The organism is Stenotrophomonas sp. 22692, assembly GCF_052045015.1.
In the GTDB taxonomy this organism is placed as follows: domain Bacteria; phylum Pseudomonadota; class Gammaproteobacteria; order Xanthomonadales; family Xanthomonadaceae; genus Stenotrophomonas; species Stenotrophomonas geniculata.
Genome location: NZ_JBQEMR010000001.1, coordinates 1 through 15,456 on the forward strand (window position 1 = coordinate 1; position 15,456 = coordinate 15,456).

Consider the following 15,456-nt stretch of genomic DNA (forward strand, 5'->3'; position numbering starts at 1 on the left):
TCGCGCCATCCATGGCGCTCACGCCCCCGCAACCGGACCCACCCCGCCTTCGACAGTTTCCTGCGGTGTGTTGGAACGGATCTGACCCCAGATTGATTTCGATATCTGACAGAAGTGTCGACCAAGGTCGACACCTACCAACAGCCGTGGAGTTCTGTCAGAGGTGGGGCGGTGTCGGAGTGCGGGGTGTCAGCCGCACGGATGCGGCTGCCAAGCTTACAGGGACGTACTTGCCGCGTCCCCGCACTCCGACACCGCTCCGCCATCCCACGGAAAGCCCGCTTTTGCTGTTGAGGTTGCCGGCCAGCGGCCGGCACTGCCGCGGGTGCAGGGCTGCAAGCCCTGCCGAACAACCCCCTAATCGTGACCGCTGTCGTCCAGGCTGATGATGCCGCGGCGCAGCGCCTGGGTTACCGCATGCGTGCGATCACCCACGCCCAGCTTGTCCATCAGGCTCTTCATGTGGGCCTTCACCGTCTGCTCAGAAATCTGCATGCGTTCGCCGATGCGCTTGTTCGACAGGCCACCGGCCACGTGCCGCAGTACCTCGGTCTCGCGCGGTGACAGGCGGTCTTCGATCACATGCGCGGCGATGCTGGCGGCCACCGCTGGAGGAATCGGCGCACGGCGGCCACCGGCCACCATGCGGATGGTGTCGACCAGTTCGTGGCGCAGCATGTCCTTCAGCAGATAAGCGCTGGCACCCGCCTGCAGGGCCCGCACCGCGCGTACATCGCCGCGGTAGGTGGTCAGCACAATGATGCGCGCACGCGGGTCCATCGCGCGGATCCGTACGATCGCTTCGACGCCATCCAGGCGTGGCATCTGCAGGTCCATCAGCACCACGTCGGGCTGCAGCTGCTGGTAGCGTGCGATGGCTTCCTCGCCATCGGCGGCTTCGCCGAGCAGGCGCAGGTCGGAATGGGCGCCCAGCAGCGCCGCCAGGCCGTCACGCAGCAACGGGTGGTCGTCGACCACCAGCACGCCGATCGGGGCAGGGGACTCAGTCATGGTTTGCTTTACTCCAGGGCCAGCGCCAACGCGATGGGCGGCGGTGATACAGGCGCCGGGCGGGAACCGCCAGCGCGACTTCGGTCCCCAGCCCGGCGCGGGTCCACAGCTGCAGTTCCGCACCGAGGCGCTGTGCGCGTTCGCGCATGCCCTGCAGGCCCCAATGACCATGGCCGGCGTTCTCGTCGGCGATGCCGACGCCATCGTCGCGCACGTGCAGCAGGAAGCAACGCGTGCCGTACGACAGCTCCACTTCGATGGCGCTGGCGTTGGCGTGGCGCAACGCGTTGCGGATGGCCTCGCGACCAATCAGGAACACTTCCTCCGCGGCATCGGCCTGTAGTGGTGGCGTCGCGCCCTCAACGGTCAGGCGCAGAGGATTGGTGCCATGCCCCGCGTACTCGGCGTGCACATCGGCCAGTGCCGAAGCCAGGTCGCGGCCGGCGAAAGGGCCGTCGCGCAATGCGTTGACGCGTTCGCGGCCCTCGGCCAGATTGCGCTCGGCCAGCTGCATCGCCGACTCCAGCTGGCCGCGCACTGCTTCTGGCGTCTGCGCGGACTGGCTGATTGCATGCAGGCGCAGGATCAGGCCCTGGCTGCCCTGCAGCAGGGTGTCGTGCAGGTCGCGCGCAATGCGTTCACGTTCGCCATTTCGCTCCTGCAGGCGGGCGCGGAACAGCGCGGCGAGCTGGCCACTTCGGATGCGCACGGCCAGTACGAGCAGCGCCAGCACGGCGGCCACGCACAGCAGCTTGAACCACACGGTCTGGATGAAGGTGGGCGCGATGCGGAAGCTGCGGCTGGCCGGGACCGTGCTCCAGATGCCGTCCTCATTGGCGGCTTCCACGTCGAAGCGATAGCTTCCCGGCGCCAGGTTGGTGTAATAGGCGCGGGTGCTGCTGCCTGCGTCCTGCCAGCCGTCATCGACGCCGGAGAGTCGATAGCGATAGCGGTTGCGCTCCGGGCGGGCCAGTGAAAGCGCCACGTAGTCGATCTGCAGCTGGCTGGTGCCGGCCGGCAGGCGCAGGCCGTCCCGCAGTGGTTGCTGTTCGCTGCCATACAGCACGTCGCCGATGCGAACGCTGGGTGCCAGTGTGTTGACGTGCGAACGCTTGGTGTCCAGCCAGGCCAGGCCCTGGTTGGTCGCCAGCCACAGAAGACCGTCGTCGGCCAGGGTGGCGGTGGCGATCGGCCCGCTCTGCAGGGCAATGCCGGGCATGCCATCCACCGCATCGAACAGGCGGGGCGTCACCTGCTGCCCTGCCTGCATTGCTCGGCGCAACAGGCTGCTCTCAAGACGCACCAGGCCACGGCTGCCATTGAGCCACAGATGCCCGCCCGCATCGGCGACCATGCCGGTGATGCCTTCGAGGACGCCGGCCATGTCGGTGCGCACTGCAACGAAGGGCCCCTCGCCGATGCGTGCGGCGAGTCCGGCTTCGCCGGCTACCAGCAGCAGGTCCTGATGCTGCAGCAGGGCGGTCACCGGCCCTACCGAAAGGCCCTGCGCTGCGCCGAAGGCATCGATGGTCGTGGTGCCCATCCGGCGCACGCGACCATCGGCGTAGCCGAGCAGCAGCTGGCCATGGGCGTCCAGCGCCAGGGAGGAGCAGGCCTGCTCGGGCAGGCGACTCGCCCGCTGCCATTGCTCGTCCCGGTAATGCAGCACACCGCGTTCGCCCGTGCATACCCAGGCCTGCGTCTCGTCAGGAAACAGCAGGGCGTGCAGCGGCTGCCCGGTGAACGGCGCGGGCAGCGGAATCAGCGTGGTACGGCCTTCGACAGTGCGCGCCAGATTGACCCAATCGAACTGCCAGATCGGCGCAGGTGCCTGCCGCGCTGCGGCCTGCAGCTGTGCGGCGCTGCCTTCCAGCAGGGACCGCCGCAGGTCGTAGGGCTTGAGGTCTTCACCGTAGCCGTACACCCGTCCGTCAGTGGTGCGCACCAGCGAGCGGTAGGGATCACTGGGGCCGACCGCCAGGGTGTGCACGCTGCGCGCGCGGAAGCGGTTGAGGCCAAGATTGGTACCTACCCAGAGGTTGCCTTCGCGGTCGGCGATGATCGGCACCGCCGAGGTGGCCGTCAGGCCATGCGGTGAATCGAAGCGCTCCATGCGCACGGCTCGGGTGCCGTCGAACGTGACCCGGGCGACGCCTCCATGCGGGCTCATCGTCGCCCACAGCGCGCCGTCGGTGGTGAACTGCATGCGGGCAGCGACCAGGTCGGGCAGGCGCCTCGCCTCACGTTCGGGCCCGGTCAGCAGACCATGTGCGTTTGCCAGTGGCGAGGCGCCACGGACGCGGTCGGCCAGCCACACCTCACCCTGCGGGTTCTCCACCAGTGTTGCCATCTGCGAGACGGCGATGCCGGTATCAATGAAGACCGCCTGGTGGGGTCCGCGCATCCATATCTTCAGATCCGCCAGTACCCAGAACGTGCCACGGCTGTCATGCAACACCCATTGCACGCGGTGTTCCGGCAGCCCGGTGGAGGCCGGCGGGGGTTGCCAGCGCCGGCCATCGAACCAGCGCAGTCCACCATTGATCGCTGCCCAGAGGCGGCCCTCGCGGTCCTGGCTGAAGTGCGGCACCACGCCGACCGGTACGCCCTGTTGCCGACCGTAGTTGTGCAGTTGGCCGCGTGCGAGTTGGCTGATGCCGGCCTGGAAGTAGCCGATCCACATTGCGTCATCGCGCCCGACTGCCAGGGTGACCATGTTGGTGGACGGGAAGCTGCTGCCCGGTGGTGGCGCCTGGCGTTCAAAACGGCGGCCGTCGAAGCGGTACAGGCCAGAACCGGTCGCCAGCCACAGCAGTCCATCACGGTCCTGCGCAATGTCCCATATATCGCCAGGCGCACCCTGGCCGACCCGCCATGCGGTGTGCTCGTAGCCGGGCAGTCCGCTGCTCAGGGCGGGACGCTGCACGGCGAGCGCGGGCAGGGCGGTCATCAACAGCAGGCACGTCAGCAGCGCCGGTAGGCGACGCAGGAACGGGAAGGGGCGGCCACGCATGGTGCGCATTCTGGCAGGTGCGGGGCAGGCCAGGGTGACCCGAACGGGGTAGGCGGCACGCGGTCCGTTTCGATATCACGCCGGCATGCCCCGCGGAGCCCGGTCATGCAGCGCCTGTTCGTGATGTTTCCCGACCGTGGCCCGGGCCTCGGCCTGCTGTGGCTGCGGCTGTGCGTTGCGGCCGCTCTTTGCGGGCCCGATATGCCAAGCGGCTGGTGGTCGGCCTTGTACCTGCTGGCCGTAGCGATGCTCGCACTTGGTGTGCTGACACCACTGGCGGCAGTGATGGCGGCCGCGGGTCTGTCCACGCTGCCCGGGCCTTGGCCACTGGCGCTGCTGCCTCTGGCCCTGCTGGTGCTGGGGCCGGGCGCCTATTCGCTGGACGCACGGCTGTTCGGTCGCCGCGTGATCGGCCGCCGGCCTCCCCCATTCGGGTAGGTGCTGGCCTCGACCGACGGGGGTAGGGCATCGTGCAGACGCCCCGCACCATGGGCCACCCCCTCGCGGCGACCTCGATGGCCACCGTTACTCCACAGGAATTCCCCGCTGCGTCGCTGGCACCACAGCAGGTCGCAGCATTGCAGCGTGCATTGCGCTATGTCGATGAACACCTGTCGCAGCCGCTGCGGGTGACCGAGCTGGCGGCGGCCGCCTGCGTCAGCCGCTTCCATCTGGTGCGCCTGTTCCGTACCGGTACCGGTGCCAGCCCGTTGCGCTATGTGCGTCGCCGCCGCATCGAGCGTGCGCGCCAGCTGCTGCCGGGTGCGCAGTTGCCGATGGCCTGCCTGGCCCAGCAGCTGGGCTTCTTCGACCAGAGCCATTTCGTCCGCAGCTTCCGCGCGGAGACCGGCTGCAGCCCCGGCCAGTACGTCGCCGGCGATGCCGCCCTGTTGCTTCCCCTTGATCGTGTTTCCAACGGAGTCCATCCATGAGCCTTGCCACCGCCACTCCCGCCCCGGCGCTGCTGTCGCCGACCGACCACGCCCTGGTGCTGATCGACTTCCAGTCGCAGATGGCGTTTGCCACGCACACCATCGACATCTCCGCGCTGCGCAACAACGTGTCGCTGATCAGCAAGGGTGCCAAGGGCTTCCACGTGCCGGTGCTGCTGACCACGGTGGCGGAAGCCTCGTTCTCCGGCCCGATGTTCCCCGAACTGCCGCAGATCTTCCCGGGCCAGACGGTGTTCGACCGCACCTCGATGAATACCTGGGAAGACCAGCCGGTGATCGACGAGATCAACCGTATCGGCAAGCGCCGGCTGGTGATGGCCGGCCTGTGGACCAGCGTCTGCATCGTCGGCCCGGCGCTGTCGGCACTGGCGCAGGGCTTCGAGGTATATGTGATCACCGATGCCTGTGGTGATGTCAGCGAAGAAGCGCACGAGCGTGCGATCACCCGCATGGTGCAGGCCGGCGCGGTGCCGATGACCAGCGTGCAGTACCTGCTTGAGCTGCAGCGCGACTGGGCACGGGGTGAAACCTACGACCTGACCACCGGCATTGCCCGCGACCACGCCGGCGGCTACGGCATCGGCATCCAGTACGCCAAGCGCATGTTCGGCGCGCAGGAAGGCGGGCACTGAGCATGGTGGCTGGCCATGGCCTCGACCTGGCCCTGCTGATGCTGCGCGTGGCGGCAGGAGGCTTCCTGCTGCCGCACGCACTGGGCAAGCTGTTCGGCTGGTTCGGCGGTCCGGGGCTCTCTGGTTTCGCCACCGAGCTGCGCGGCTTCGGGCTGCCGGCAGCGGCACCGTTGCCGTTGCTGCTGGCCCTGCTGCAGGTGCTGTCCGGGCTGGCCGTGCTGCTGGGATGGCAGACCCGCATCGCTGCGCTTGCGGCGGCCGCCTTCATCGGTTTCACCGTCCTGTTGGCCCTGCCCAAGGGCTGGTTCTGGATGCGCGGCGGCAGTGAGTACCCGGTGATGTGGACCACGGTACTGCTGGCCATCGCGCTGGCCGGGCCCGGCACCTGGGCGCTGGACGTCCACCGACTTCCGGGAGACCTCGCATGAGTCACGATCCACTCGATCACGGCCGCCGCAACGTGGTGCTGGCCAGCGGTGCCGCTGTTGCGCTCAGCCTGGCCGGTCGCGCCGGTGCTGCACTCGATTCCACTTCCAAGGAGCGTCGCATGAGCACGCTGGTCATCCGCAATGCCCGCATTACCACGCTCGATCCGCAGCAGCCGCATGCGCAGGCGCTGGCCGTTCAGGACGGGCGTATCGTCGCCGTTGGCAGCGACGAGGACATCATGCGTGGCTGGGGCAATGAAGCGACCCTGATCGACGCGCAGGGCCGGCGCCTGCTACCCGGCCTCAACGACAGCCACACCCACCTGATCCGTGGTGGCCTGAACTACAACCTGGAGCTGCGCTGGGACGGCCTGCGTTCGCTGGGCGACGCCCTGGACATGCTGAAGGCCCAGGTCGACCGCACGCCCGCTCCGCAGTGGGTACGCGTGGTCGGTGGCTTCACTGCCGCGCAGTTCAACGAGAAGCGCCTGCCGACGCTGCAGGAGCTCAATGACATCGCGCCGGATACCCCGGTGTTCCTGCTGCACCTGTACGACCGCGCACTACTCAACCGTGCCGCGCTGCGCGCCTGCGGCTACACCAGGGACACGCCGGATCCGCCGGGCGGGCAGATCGTGCGTGATTCGCTGGGCAACCCGACCGGGCTGCTGCTGGCCAAACCCAATGCGTTGATCCTGTACGCCACGCTGGCCAAGGGCCCGCGCCTGCCGATCGAATACCAGGCGAACTCGACGCGCCACTTCATGCGCGAACTGAACCGGCTCGGCATCACCTCGGTGATCGACGCCGGCGGCGGCTTCCAGAACTACCCCGAGGACTACCAGGTCATCGAGCAGCTGCGCCGCGATGACCAGTTGACGGTGCGCATCGCCTACAACCTGTTCACCCAGAACAAGGGCAGGGAAGTGGATGACTTCCGTGGCTGGAGCGAGATCCTGCAGCCGCGCCAGGGCGATGACCTGCTGCGCCACAACGGTGCCGGCGAGATGCTGGTGTTCTCCGCGGCTGATTTCGAGCTGTTCAACGAACCGCGACCGGAGCTGCCACCAGAACTGGAGCCGGAACTGCACGACGTGGTGAAGCTGCTGGTCGAGAAGCGTTGGCCGTTCCGCATCCACGCCACCTACGACGAGAGCATCAGCCGCATTCTCGATGTCTACGAACAGGTGAACCGTGAGGTGCCGTTCGATGGCCTGCACTGGTTCATCGACCACGCCGAGACCATCACCCCGCGCAACATCGAGCGCATCCGCGCGCTGGGTGGCGGCATCGCCGTGCAGCACCGCATGGCCTACCAGGGCGAAGCCTTCGTCGAGCGCTATGGCGTGCAGGCCGCGCGGCATACGCCGCCGGTCAGGCGCATGCTGGCCGAAGGCGTGCCGGTCGGTGCCGGTACCGACGCCACCCGCGTGGCCAGCTACAACCCGTGGGTGGCGTTGTCCTGGCTGGTGACCGGGCGCACCGTGGGCGGGCTGGCCCTGTATGGTGATGAGAACCTGCTTGAACGCGAACAGGCCCTGCGCCTGTGGACCCAGGGCAGCGCCTGGTTCTCCGGCGACGAGGCGGTGAAGGGCACGCTGAAAGCCGGCCAGCTGGCCGACTTCATCCTGCTCTCGGCCGACTTCTTCCGCGTCGACGATGCGCAGATCGCCGACATCACCAGCGTGCTGACCGTGGTCGGTGGCCGCATCGTGCATGCCGACGGCGACTACGCCGGGCTGGCGCCGCAGCTGCCGCCGGCGATGCCCAACTGGTCGCCGGTCAACAGGTTCGGTGGCTACCATGTCGGCGGTGCTGCCACCGGGTTGGCCGCCGCCCATCTCCACCATCACGGCGTGGCCTGCAGTACGCATGGTGCTCACGGTCATGCCGCGCGACATGCGGCGCCCACCGATGACCTGGCCGCCTTCTGGGGCGCGATGGGATGCTCGTGCTTCGCGTTCTGAGCCTGGCGCTGCTGGCCGTGCCATCGCTGGCGCTGGCCTGCGAGGGTGGCCATTGCACTGGCGCCGGCGGCGGCCAATTGCGGTGGGACGCCTCGCTGCGCCTGCGTGGCCTGTACTACGACCCGACCCGGTTCGGCATCGGTGGCAGTGAAGATGGCTACGGCCTGCTGCGCGCGCTGGCCTCGGCCACCTATGCGGAGGACAGCTGGCAGGCGAAGCTGCAGCTGGGCGTGCATGCCGAGAATGGCAAGGCAGGCGGCCCTGGCCGCACCGACCGCAGCGCGCTGGACGTGCAGCAGGCGTACTGGCGCTGGCAGCGTGGCAGCTTCCACCTGCAACTGGGCCGGCAGGAAGCCGGCTATGGCAGCTCGCGGCTGCTGTCGGTGCGCGATGGGCCGAATATCCGCCTGGCCTTCGACGGTGCGCGCCTGGGTTGGAAGGGCCGCCTCGGTACGCTTGACCTGATGGCGCTCCGGCCGGTGCAGAACCGGCCGGGAGCCTTCGATGATCATGGCGAACACGGTGCCCACCTGTGGGGTGCCTATGCCACCACGGCACGCGGGCAGGGCGCAGGACAGTGGGATCTGTATCTGCTCGACTATCGCCGCGAAGGTGCGCGCTTCTCGGCGGGTTCCGGCACCGAGCGCCGGCAGACCGTGGGCGCGCGCTGGTTTGGCCAGGCCGGTGCACTGGACTGGAACAGCGAGCTGGTGGCGCAGGGCGGCGACCTGCGCACGGCCTCGGGCAATCTCGATATCCGCGCCTGGACGCTCGCTACCGATACAGGGTGGCGCTGGACGGACCTGCAGCTGCAACCGCGGTTGGGGCTGAAGGCGGACATCGCCAGTGGCGATGGCAATCTGCGCGATGGGCGGCTGGGCACGTTCAACGCGCTGTTCCCGAAGTCGGCCTATTTCAGCGAAGCCAGCCTGCTGGCCCCGGCCAATCTGATGGACGTCCAGCCGACCCTGGCCCTGCGTCTGCACGACGCGGTGACGACGGAACTGGGCGTACAGATGGCCTGGAAGCATCGCCGTGCCGATGCGGTCTACACCACGCCGGCACCGCTGGTGGCTTTGCCGGGCAGCGCCGGTGGCGCGCGCCGCATCGGCACTCAGTACAAATCCGAAACCCGCTGGCAGGCCAGCAAACACTGGCAATGGCAGCTGCAGCTGGCCTGGGTCGATGCCGGTCCTGCACTGAAGCAGGCCGGTGGCCAGGACACGCTGTTCGCCTCGATCGTTGGAGCATGGCAATGGTGAACGCAACCGCGTCGCAACCCCCCGCACAGGCCGCAGGTGCCTGGTCCCCGCTGAAGATCAGGATGTTCCGCTCGATCTGGCTGGCGATCCTGGCCAGCAACATCGGCACCTGGGTCAACGACGTGGCCGCCGCCTGGGTGATGGCCGAGCGTACCGGCTCGCCGTTGATGGTTGCCCTGGTGCAGTCGGCCACCACCGTGCCGATCGTGCTGCTGGCGCTGGCCGCCGGAACGCTTGCCGACATCGTCGATCGCCGCAGGTACCTGCTGGCGACCCAGGGCTGGATGCTGCTGGTCGCCGCGATAATGGCGACACTTACCGCGATGGACATGCTCACCCCGCAGCTGCTGGTGCTGCTGACCTTCTGCATGGGGTGCGGTGCAGCGATGGCGATGCCGGCGCAGGCCGCGATCGTGTCTGAACTGGTGCCGCAACCGATGCTGGCTTCGGCAGTGGCGCTGAACTCGATAGGCATCAACATCGCGCGCTCGATCGGCCCGGCTATCGGCGGTGTGATCGTGGCGCAGCTGGGTGCGGTCTGGGCGTTCGGCTTCAACGCCATCACCTTCGCCGCGATGCTGTTCGTGGTGTGGGGCTGGAAGCGCGACCCGAAGCAGTCGAGCCTGCCGCCGGAGGGTTTTGGCGCAGGGCTGAAGGCGGGCCTGCGTTATGCCAGCCGTGCCGGACGCCTGCAGGCCGTGCTGATCAAGTCGGTCGGCTTCTTTTTCTTTGCCGCGGCGATGAACGCGTTGCTGCCGGTGGTGGTGCGTGGGCAGATGCACGGTGGGGCCGGGCAGTACGGCATGCTGCTGGGCTGCATCGGTATCGGTGCAGTGGGCGGTGCCTTGCTGCTGCCGAAGCTGCGCGCGCAGATGGATCGCGACCTGCTGGTGCTGCTGGCCACGCTCTCACTTGCGCTGAGCCTGGTCGGGCTGGCGCTGACCCGCAGCTGGTACGTGCTGCCATTGGTGATGCTGATCAACGGTTTTGCCTGGATCACCGTGCTGTCGTCACTGCAGATTGCCGCCCAGACCGCGGTACCAGCGTGGGTACGCGCGCGTGCACTGGCGCTGTACATCATGGTGTTCTCCGCCGGCATGGCGGCCGGTGGCCTGAGCTGGGGTGCGCTGGCTCAGCGTACCTCGCCGGAGCTGGCGTTGCTGGTGGCTGCCGCAGGTGCGGTGATCGGCGGATTGCTGGTGTGGCGCGTGCGCATCGCCGGTACCGAAGACCTGAACCTGCGTCCGGCCGGGCACTGGCCGGCACCAGAGCTGTCGGTGCCGGTGTCGAACGATCGCGGCCCGGTGCTGGTCACCATCGAGTACCGTATCGACGACGCTGATCGTGCCGCGTTCCAGGCGCAGATGCGCGCGCTGGGCACGATCCGCCGCCGCGATGGGGCCGTGGTCTGGGGCGTGGTCGAGGATGTGGCCAGCCCGGGCATCCACCTGGAGTATTTCGTGACCCCGTCGTGGCTGGAGCACCTGCGCCAGCACGAGCGCATCACCGCCGACGACAAGGCGATCCAGGAAGTGCTGCGGGAACTGCATCGCGGTGAGCGCGCACCGGTGGTACGCCACTTCGTGGGTGGGCATGACCCGCTGCCGAAGACCGGGGTCCCGCACCACCACAGCGACATCTGACAAAAAGGGGACGGAGGGGATCAAGTCGTTTGTGCACAAACGACTTGATCCCCTCCGTCCCCTTTTTTGTGCGGCGGCGCTGGGTAGCGCCGCCGCGGTGAATCACTTACGCGCGAACGCCAGCAGGTCGGCGTTGAACTGGTCGGCGTGGGTAACGGTCAGGCCGTGCGGCGCACCGGGGTACACCTTCAACTCGGCGTCCTTGATGATCTGCGAGGACAGCTTGGCCGAGGCATCGAACGGCACGATCTGGTCGTCATCACCGTGCACGACCAGCGCCGGCACATCGATCTTCTTCAGGTCCTCGGTGTAGTCCACTTCCGAGAACTCGTGCACGCAGTCGTACTGACCCTTGACGCCACCGAGCATGCCCTGCAGCCAGAACGCATCACGCATGCCCTGGGTAACGGTGTTGCCGTCGCGGTTGGCGCCGAAGAACGGCGTGGTCAGGTCCTTGAAGAACTGCGAGCGGTCACCGCCGGTGCCTTTGCGGATGCCGTCGAAGACGTCCAACGGGGTGCCGGCCGGGTTGGCTTCGGTCTTCAGCATCAGCGGCGGCACCGCGCCGACCAGCAACACCTTGGCCACGCGCTTGCTGCCGTGGCGGCCGATGTAGTGGGCCACTTCGCCGCCACCGGTGGAATGGCCGACCAGGATCGCATCCTTCAGGTCCAGTGCTTCGATCACTGCGGCCAGGTCATCGGCGTAGGTGTCCATGTTGTTGCCGTCCCAGGTCTGGCTGGAGCGGCCGTGGCTGCGACGGTCGTGAGCGATCACGCGGAAGCCGTTCTGGCCCATGAACAGCATCTGCGGGTCCCAGGCATCGGACGACAGCGGCCAGCCGTGGGCGAACACGATCGGCTGGCCGGTACCCCAATCCTTGTAGAAGATGCGGGCGCCGTCGGCGACGGTGACGAAGTTGCTCATTGCGGTTTCCTTGGCGGAAGGGAGGGAAGGCACTGGCAGTTGTGCCGGTGCCTCCGGCAGTACAGCGCAGCGCCAGGCCGGCGACTTGCACGGCTGTGCTGGATTACACCGGATGTGACGCATATCGCTCTGGCACGAAGCCGTTCCGGCATTGAGGATGGCGATAGCCCTGCTGAGGAGCCTGCGATGTTGAATGCGTGTTGGAGTCCGCTGTTGTGCCTGCTGCTGGCCGCGGGCGCGCACGCTCAGACCAACGTCTACAAATGCGTGGACGGGCCGCATCCGGTCTACCAGCAGACGCCGTGCCAGGGGCATGCGGAATGGCGCTGGGAGGTGCCGGCGGAGCCGGCCTCAACGGGTGCAACCGTGTCCAAGGCGGCGAGCCCAGCCTCAAGCCGTCCGCGTGTGGTACGGCAGGCGCGTGCGCGGGCTGCACTGATATCGATCAGCGCGGATCCTGCCGCCTGTGAGCGCGCGCGGCAGCAACGCGCAAAGGTGCTGGCCAATGGCAAGCGCATGGACTTCGTGCAGCGCCGGCAACTGGACGATGCCGTGCATGAGGCGTGCCGCTGACACGAAATGGTGCCGGAAACGACAACGGCGCCCGCAGGCGCCGTTGGACAGGATGCGAGGTGCTGGACCTCAGCGACCGTCGCTGGCAGCCGCCGGTGCCGGCGAGGGCACGCTGTCCGGCTTGGGCAGGCTCAGCTCCGGGTTGCCCTGTTCGGCCTGCAGGATCTGGATGCGGCGCTGCAGGGAATCCAACTGGCTGTTGGTGCTCTGCACGTCGCTGCTCAGGCTGACCGCCTGCTGCTGGGCCTGCTGAAGGGCGGCGCTGACCTGGGCCGACTGTGCCTGCTGCTGTTCCATTTCCTGCTGCAGGGTGCGCAGGCGTTCCTCGTTGTAGGCCACCAGGCGCTCGGTATAGCGCTTGCCGGCCTCCAGGCGGGTGGTGTCGATGTAGACCTGGGCCAGCTGCTCGGACTGCTGCGCGAAGGTGCGGTAGACACGCTCGGCGTTGTCGACGGCATCGGTCTTGATCACCCGCCAGAAATTCTTCTCCTGGAACAGGGCGACGTAGTAGGTCAGGGTGTTGGCATTGAACAGCAGGCTGGCGCCGTAATTGCCGTTGTAGGTGGTACGCAGCTCGGTCAGCTGGCGGGCATCCATCAGCTGCTTGAGCTCGTCAACGGTGTTGCGTACCACCGGTGCGGTACGTGCGGCCGGCTCTGCGGCTGCTTCGCGGTCGCCACGGGCAGCCATCGCCGCCGGTGCCACCAGCATCATGGCCACGGCCAGCAGTGCCGCGCCGCGCGCGTGCCGGGCGAAGACCGCGCCCCCTGAAGTTTCTCGCATGTCTAGACCATCCACGGATGAGTGTGGGTTGAGATGAAGGTGGTTCCCCGCCGGGAGTCTAGCATGTGCGCGGGCGCCGCCAAGGGCGCCCGTCACGGGTCAGTAGACCAGTTGTGCGGGCGTGCACTGGATGGACTGGACACGCACATCCGTACGGCCCAGTTCCAGGCCCAGTACCTGGGCCAGCAGCGAGCGCAGCAGCGAGCCGACACTGTTGAGCAGCGGCTTCAGGACGTCCAGGGCGGGCTTCAGCAGGAAGCACAGCAGGCCCGAACAACTGACCGGACCATTGCCGGGGGCGGTGACGCCGTCGCCGGCGAACTGGTCCAGGAAGCCGGCATCGGCGGTCTGCAGGTAGGAAGTCAGGTTGTACTTCATGCAATTGTTGTAGGTGGTGTCATCCAGGGCGCCGATCAGGCTGTTGCACTGCTTGACCAGCAGCCCACCCACAAGCGCTCCCAGGACGCCATCGAGGAGCCCCGAGCCAACCCCGGTCACTGCGTTGCGGAATCCTTGCCAGACCTTGCCGTCGACCATGCAGGTCACCAGCACACAGCTGGTCGGTACCCCCTTGGTGATGTCCCAGTTTCCCAGTGGTTTCAATCCCTGCGTACTGTCTCCGAATTCCAGCAGCTTGATGGTTGCGTCGACATCGTATCGCTTGCGACCAACGTTGGCTGCTTTCAGGTAGCGATCGGCCAACTGCGCTGCGGTCGAGCCCTGGCTCATGCCATCGTCGCGCGGATCGAGCACCCCGGACAGTACGCGCAGCAGTTCGCTGACCAGCTCGGACACGGCGGTGCCCACCTCCAGGGAGTTGACCTGGGTTGAACCGGTCGCGCCGGCGGGGAGGGTGAGGCTTTGCGTGTCGGTCAGCGTATTGACCTTGATGCTGTCATTGATCAACGGGGCGCCGAGCAGTGTCAGCATCTGTTCCTTCTGCAGGGTGTCGCCACAGACATTCTGCTTGGAAAACCGCTCGCTGTCGGCCACCTTGCCGACGCAGGCGCGCAGCACGGAGGACTCGACCTTGATCGTCGCCGTGGGAGGCGTGCTGCCACATTGCAGGCTGGTCAGGGTCGCCATTGCATTGGTCACGTCTGCATGGACCGGCAGCTTCAGGCGGATGCCCAGCAGTGAAAGTACGCCGCCTGCAACGGGGATGTTGTTGGTGTCGATGTCGAGGAAGACGCGGATCTGCGCGTTGTAGGCGCGCGAGCCAATGCCTCCGATGGCGATCGACGGCGGCTCCACCACGGCGGCTTTCGCATTGACCAGGCCCAACAGGTTGAGGTCGTTGACCGAGACCGCGCGGCCGCCATTGGCTATGCTGATGCTGGTCCCTATAAGGTCCAGCACATTGACATCGGCCTGCAGCGCGCTGGAAATCGTTCCATCCGGCGCGACCACGCGTGCGAACAAGCCGCCGCCGCTGTCATCGGAGCCGAGTTTCACCTCCAGCTGCTTGAGGTCGATGCCCTGCACGACCAGGGCATTCTCCAGCGCACTCAGGTCCACGTGGGCAACGCCCTGCTGGGTGAGCAGGTCAACGGTCGCCTGAAGGATCTTGCCCAGCTTGACCCTGCGGCCCGCCAGCAGATTGTTGAACTCGGCCACGCCCATGTTGACGTCGATCGGAATGCCCAGTGCCTGCAGCAGTCCGTTCGGGGTGATATGCGCCTGTGCAAGGCCGTCGTAGCCGAGCAGGGTGGTCTTGTCGAGGTCGGCACCCACCAGTTTCAGGACATTTCCCAGTGGCGTGTTGCCGTTGATGCGGAGCAGTTGCGAGCCGACACTGAAAACCGCCGTGGGCTCTGCACGGCGCGCCACGGCCTGGGCGGTCACGGTCGGCAGGCTGCTGTTCTGCCCGAAGAAGGGAAGCACCGCGCGGCGGGTGATGACACGAACGGCGTTGCGTTGATTCGCAGCATCGACGGCCGGGCTGAAGTGCCCCTCGGTGGCCCGGGTCACGTTCCAGTTTCCGCAACGGATTTCCAGGCTCCCAGCGAACCTGTTCTGGGTGAGTGCGCTCTGCCGCGCAGCACTGTTGTCGCTGTTGTCCGAGGTGCACAGCTCCAGCCGTTGCGCTCCCGCCAGTGCGGCCAGATCAGCGACTTTCTGCGCATCGCGCTTGGCCCAGAACAGGTAACCGATCTCGATCAGGCCCAGCATCGCCAGCAACGCCAGCATGACCAGCATCATGGTGATCGACATCCCGCCCCGTGGGCGGCTGAAACTGAACTGGCGTGGGCGTTTCATGGCCT

General features: G+C 67.2%; 13 protein-coding genes. 8 read left to right on the top strand and 5 right to left on the bottom strand.

Features of this window, described 5'->3' with window-relative positions; translation table 11 throughout:
- Window positions 1-357 precede the first annotated feature (357 nt).
- Entirely contained in the window at window positions 358-1,011 is a 654-nt protein-coding gene (locus ACTJJM_RS00005) for a response regulator (RefSeq protein ID WP_010485096.1), read from the bottom strand.
- Complete coding sequence (locus ACTJJM_RS00010; RefSeq protein WP_440865026.1) at window positions 1,004-4,033, bottom strand: sensor histidine kinase; 3,030 nt, start codon at window positions 4,031-4,033, stop codon at window positions 1,004-1,006. The genes ACTJJM_RS00005 and ACTJJM_RS00010 overlap by 8 nt, the downstream gene beginning before the upstream one ends.
- Window positions 4,034-4,129: 96 nt before the next feature.
- Between ACTJJM_RS00010 and ACTJJM_RS00015 the strand changes: the two genes are divergently transcribed.
- From ACTJJM_RS00015 to ACTJJM_RS00045, 7 genes are all read left to right on the top strand, one after another.
- A complete protein-coding gene (locus tag ACTJJM_RS00015) occupies window positions 4,130-4,462 on the top strand; it encodes a hypothetical protein (RefSeq protein ID WP_010485100.1) in 333 nt (110 codons plus the stop codon).
- A gap of 50 nt (window positions 4,463-4,512) precedes the next feature.
- Window positions 4,513-4,956 (top strand): helix-turn-helix transcriptional regulator, encoded by a 444-nt coding sequence (locus ACTJJM_RS00020; protein WP_019337880.1) that lies wholly within the window; start codon window positions 4,513-4,515, stop codon window positions 4,954-4,956.
- The gene (locus ACTJJM_RS00025; protein ID WP_010485105.1) at window positions 4,953-5,609 is read left to right on the top strand and encodes a hydrolase; all 657 of its coding nucleotides are present in this window, start codon (window positions 4,953-4,955) and stop codon (window positions 5,607-5,609) included. Before ACTJJM_RS00020 ends, ACTJJM_RS00025 begins: the two co-directional genes overlap by 4 nt.
- A 2-nt stretch (window positions 5,610-5,611) precedes the next feature.
- Window positions 5,612-6,037 carry a DoxX family protein gene (locus tag ACTJJM_RS00030; RefSeq protein ID WP_010485107.1) on the top strand — a complete coding sequence of 142 codons (426 nt, stop codon included), beginning with the start codon at window positions 5,612-5,614 and terminating at the stop codon, window positions 6,035-6,037.
- Window positions 6,038-6,156: 119 nt separating this feature from the next.
- Entirely contained in the window at window positions 6,157-8,004 is a 1,848-nt protein-coding gene (locus ACTJJM_RS00035) for an amidohydrolase (protein WP_313312014.1), read from the top strand.
- Window positions 7,983-9,266 carry an alginate export family protein gene (locus ACTJJM_RS00040; protein ID WP_313312003.1) on the top strand — a complete coding sequence of 428 codons (1,284 nt, stop codon included), beginning with the start codon at window positions 7,983-7,985 and terminating at the stop codon, window positions 9,264-9,266. Before ACTJJM_RS00035 ends, ACTJJM_RS00040 begins: the two co-directional genes overlap by 22 nt.
- Window positions 9,260-10,909 carry an MFS transporter gene (locus tag ACTJJM_RS00045; protein ID WP_010485113.1) on the top strand — a complete coding sequence of 550 codons (1,650 nt, stop codon included), beginning with the start codon at window positions 9,260-9,262 and terminating at the stop codon, window positions 10,907-10,909. The genes ACTJJM_RS00040 and ACTJJM_RS00045 overlap by 7 nt, the downstream gene beginning before the upstream one ends.
- Before the next feature lie 102 nt (window positions 10,910-11,011).
- On the opposite strand, the gene ACTJJM_RS00050 is transcribed toward ACTJJM_RS00045, so the two are convergent.
- On the bottom strand, window positions 11,012-11,836 hold the full coding sequence (locus ACTJJM_RS00050) for an alpha/beta fold hydrolase (protein WP_241874040.1): 825 nt from the start codon (window positions 11,834-11,836) through the stop codon (window positions 11,012-11,014).
- A 186-nt stretch (window positions 11,837-12,022) separates the two neighbouring features.
- On the opposite strand from ACTJJM_RS00050, the gene ACTJJM_RS00055 reads away from it, so the two are divergent.
- On the top strand, window positions 12,023-12,409 hold the full coding sequence (locus ACTJJM_RS00055; protein ID WP_241874065.1) for a hypothetical protein: 387 nt from the start codon (window positions 12,023-12,025) through the stop codon (window positions 12,407-12,409).
- Between the two features lie 69 nt (window positions 12,410-12,478).
- On the opposite strand, the gene ACTJJM_RS00060 is transcribed toward ACTJJM_RS00055, so the two are convergent.
- Window positions 12,479-13,192, bottom strand: a complete 714-nt coding sequence (locus ACTJJM_RS00060) for a DUF2968 domain-containing protein (RefSeq protein WP_043402505.1) — start codon at window positions 13,190-13,192, stop codon at window positions 12,479-12,481.
- Between the two features lie 99 nt (window positions 13,193-13,291).
- Complete coding sequence (locus tag ACTJJM_RS00065; protein WP_440865027.1) at window positions 13,292-15,451, bottom strand: TadG family pilus assembly protein; 2,160 nt, start codon at window positions 15,449-15,451, stop codon at window positions 13,292-13,294.
- Between the last annotated feature and the right edge of the window lie 5 nt (window positions 15,452-15,456).

Coding starts and splice junctions, on each gene's coding strand:
- ACTJJM_RS00045 (WP_010485113.1), top strand. CDS start 9,260: ATGGTGAACGCAACCGCGTCGCAACCCCCCGCACAGGCCGCAGGTGCC.
- ACTJJM_RS00060 (WP_043402505.1), bottom strand. CDS start 13,192: ATGCGAGAAACTTCAGGGGGCGCGGTCTTCGCCCGGCACGCGCGCGGC.
- ACTJJM_RS00055 (WP_241874065.1), top strand. CDS start 12,023: ATGTTGAATGCGTGTTGGAGTCCGCTGTTGTGCCTGCTGCTGGCCGCG.
- ACTJJM_RS00050 (WP_241874040.1), bottom strand. CDS start 11,836: ATGAGCAACTTCGTCACCGTCGCCGACGGCGCCCGCATCTTCTACAAG.
- ACTJJM_RS00035 (WP_313312014.1), top strand. CDS start 6,157: ATGAGCACGCTGGTCATCCGCAATGCCCGCATTACCACGCTCGATCCG.
- ACTJJM_RS00025 (WP_010485105.1), top strand. CDS start 4,953: ATGAGCCTTGCCACCGCCACTCCCGCCCCGGCGCTGCTGTCGCCGACC.
- ACTJJM_RS00030 (WP_010485107.1), top strand. CDS start 5,612: ATGGTGGCTGGCCATGGCCTCGACCTGGCCCTGCTGATGCTGCGCGTG.
- ACTJJM_RS00005 (WP_010485096.1), bottom strand. CDS start 1,011: ATGACTGAGTCCCCTGCCCCGATCGGCGTGCTGGTGGTCGACGACCAC.
- ACTJJM_RS00065 (WP_440865027.1), bottom strand. CDS start 15,451: ATGAAACGCCCACGCCAGTTCAGTTTCAGCCGCCCACGGGGCGGGATG.
- ACTJJM_RS00040 (WP_313312003.1), top strand. CDS start 7,983: ATGCTCGTGCTTCGCGTTCTGAGCCTGGCGCTGCTGGCCGTGCCATCG.
- ACTJJM_RS00015 (WP_010485100.1), top strand. CDS start 4,130: ATGCAGCGCCTGTTCGTGATGTTTCCCGACCGTGGCCCGGGCCTCGGC.
- ACTJJM_RS00020 (WP_019337880.1), top strand. CDS start 4,513: ATGGGCCACCCCCTCGCGGCGACCTCGATGGCCACCGTTACTCCACAG.
- ACTJJM_RS00010 (WP_440865026.1), bottom strand. CDS start 4,033: ATGCGCACCATGCGTGGCCGCCCCTTCCCGTTCCTGCGTCGCCTACCG.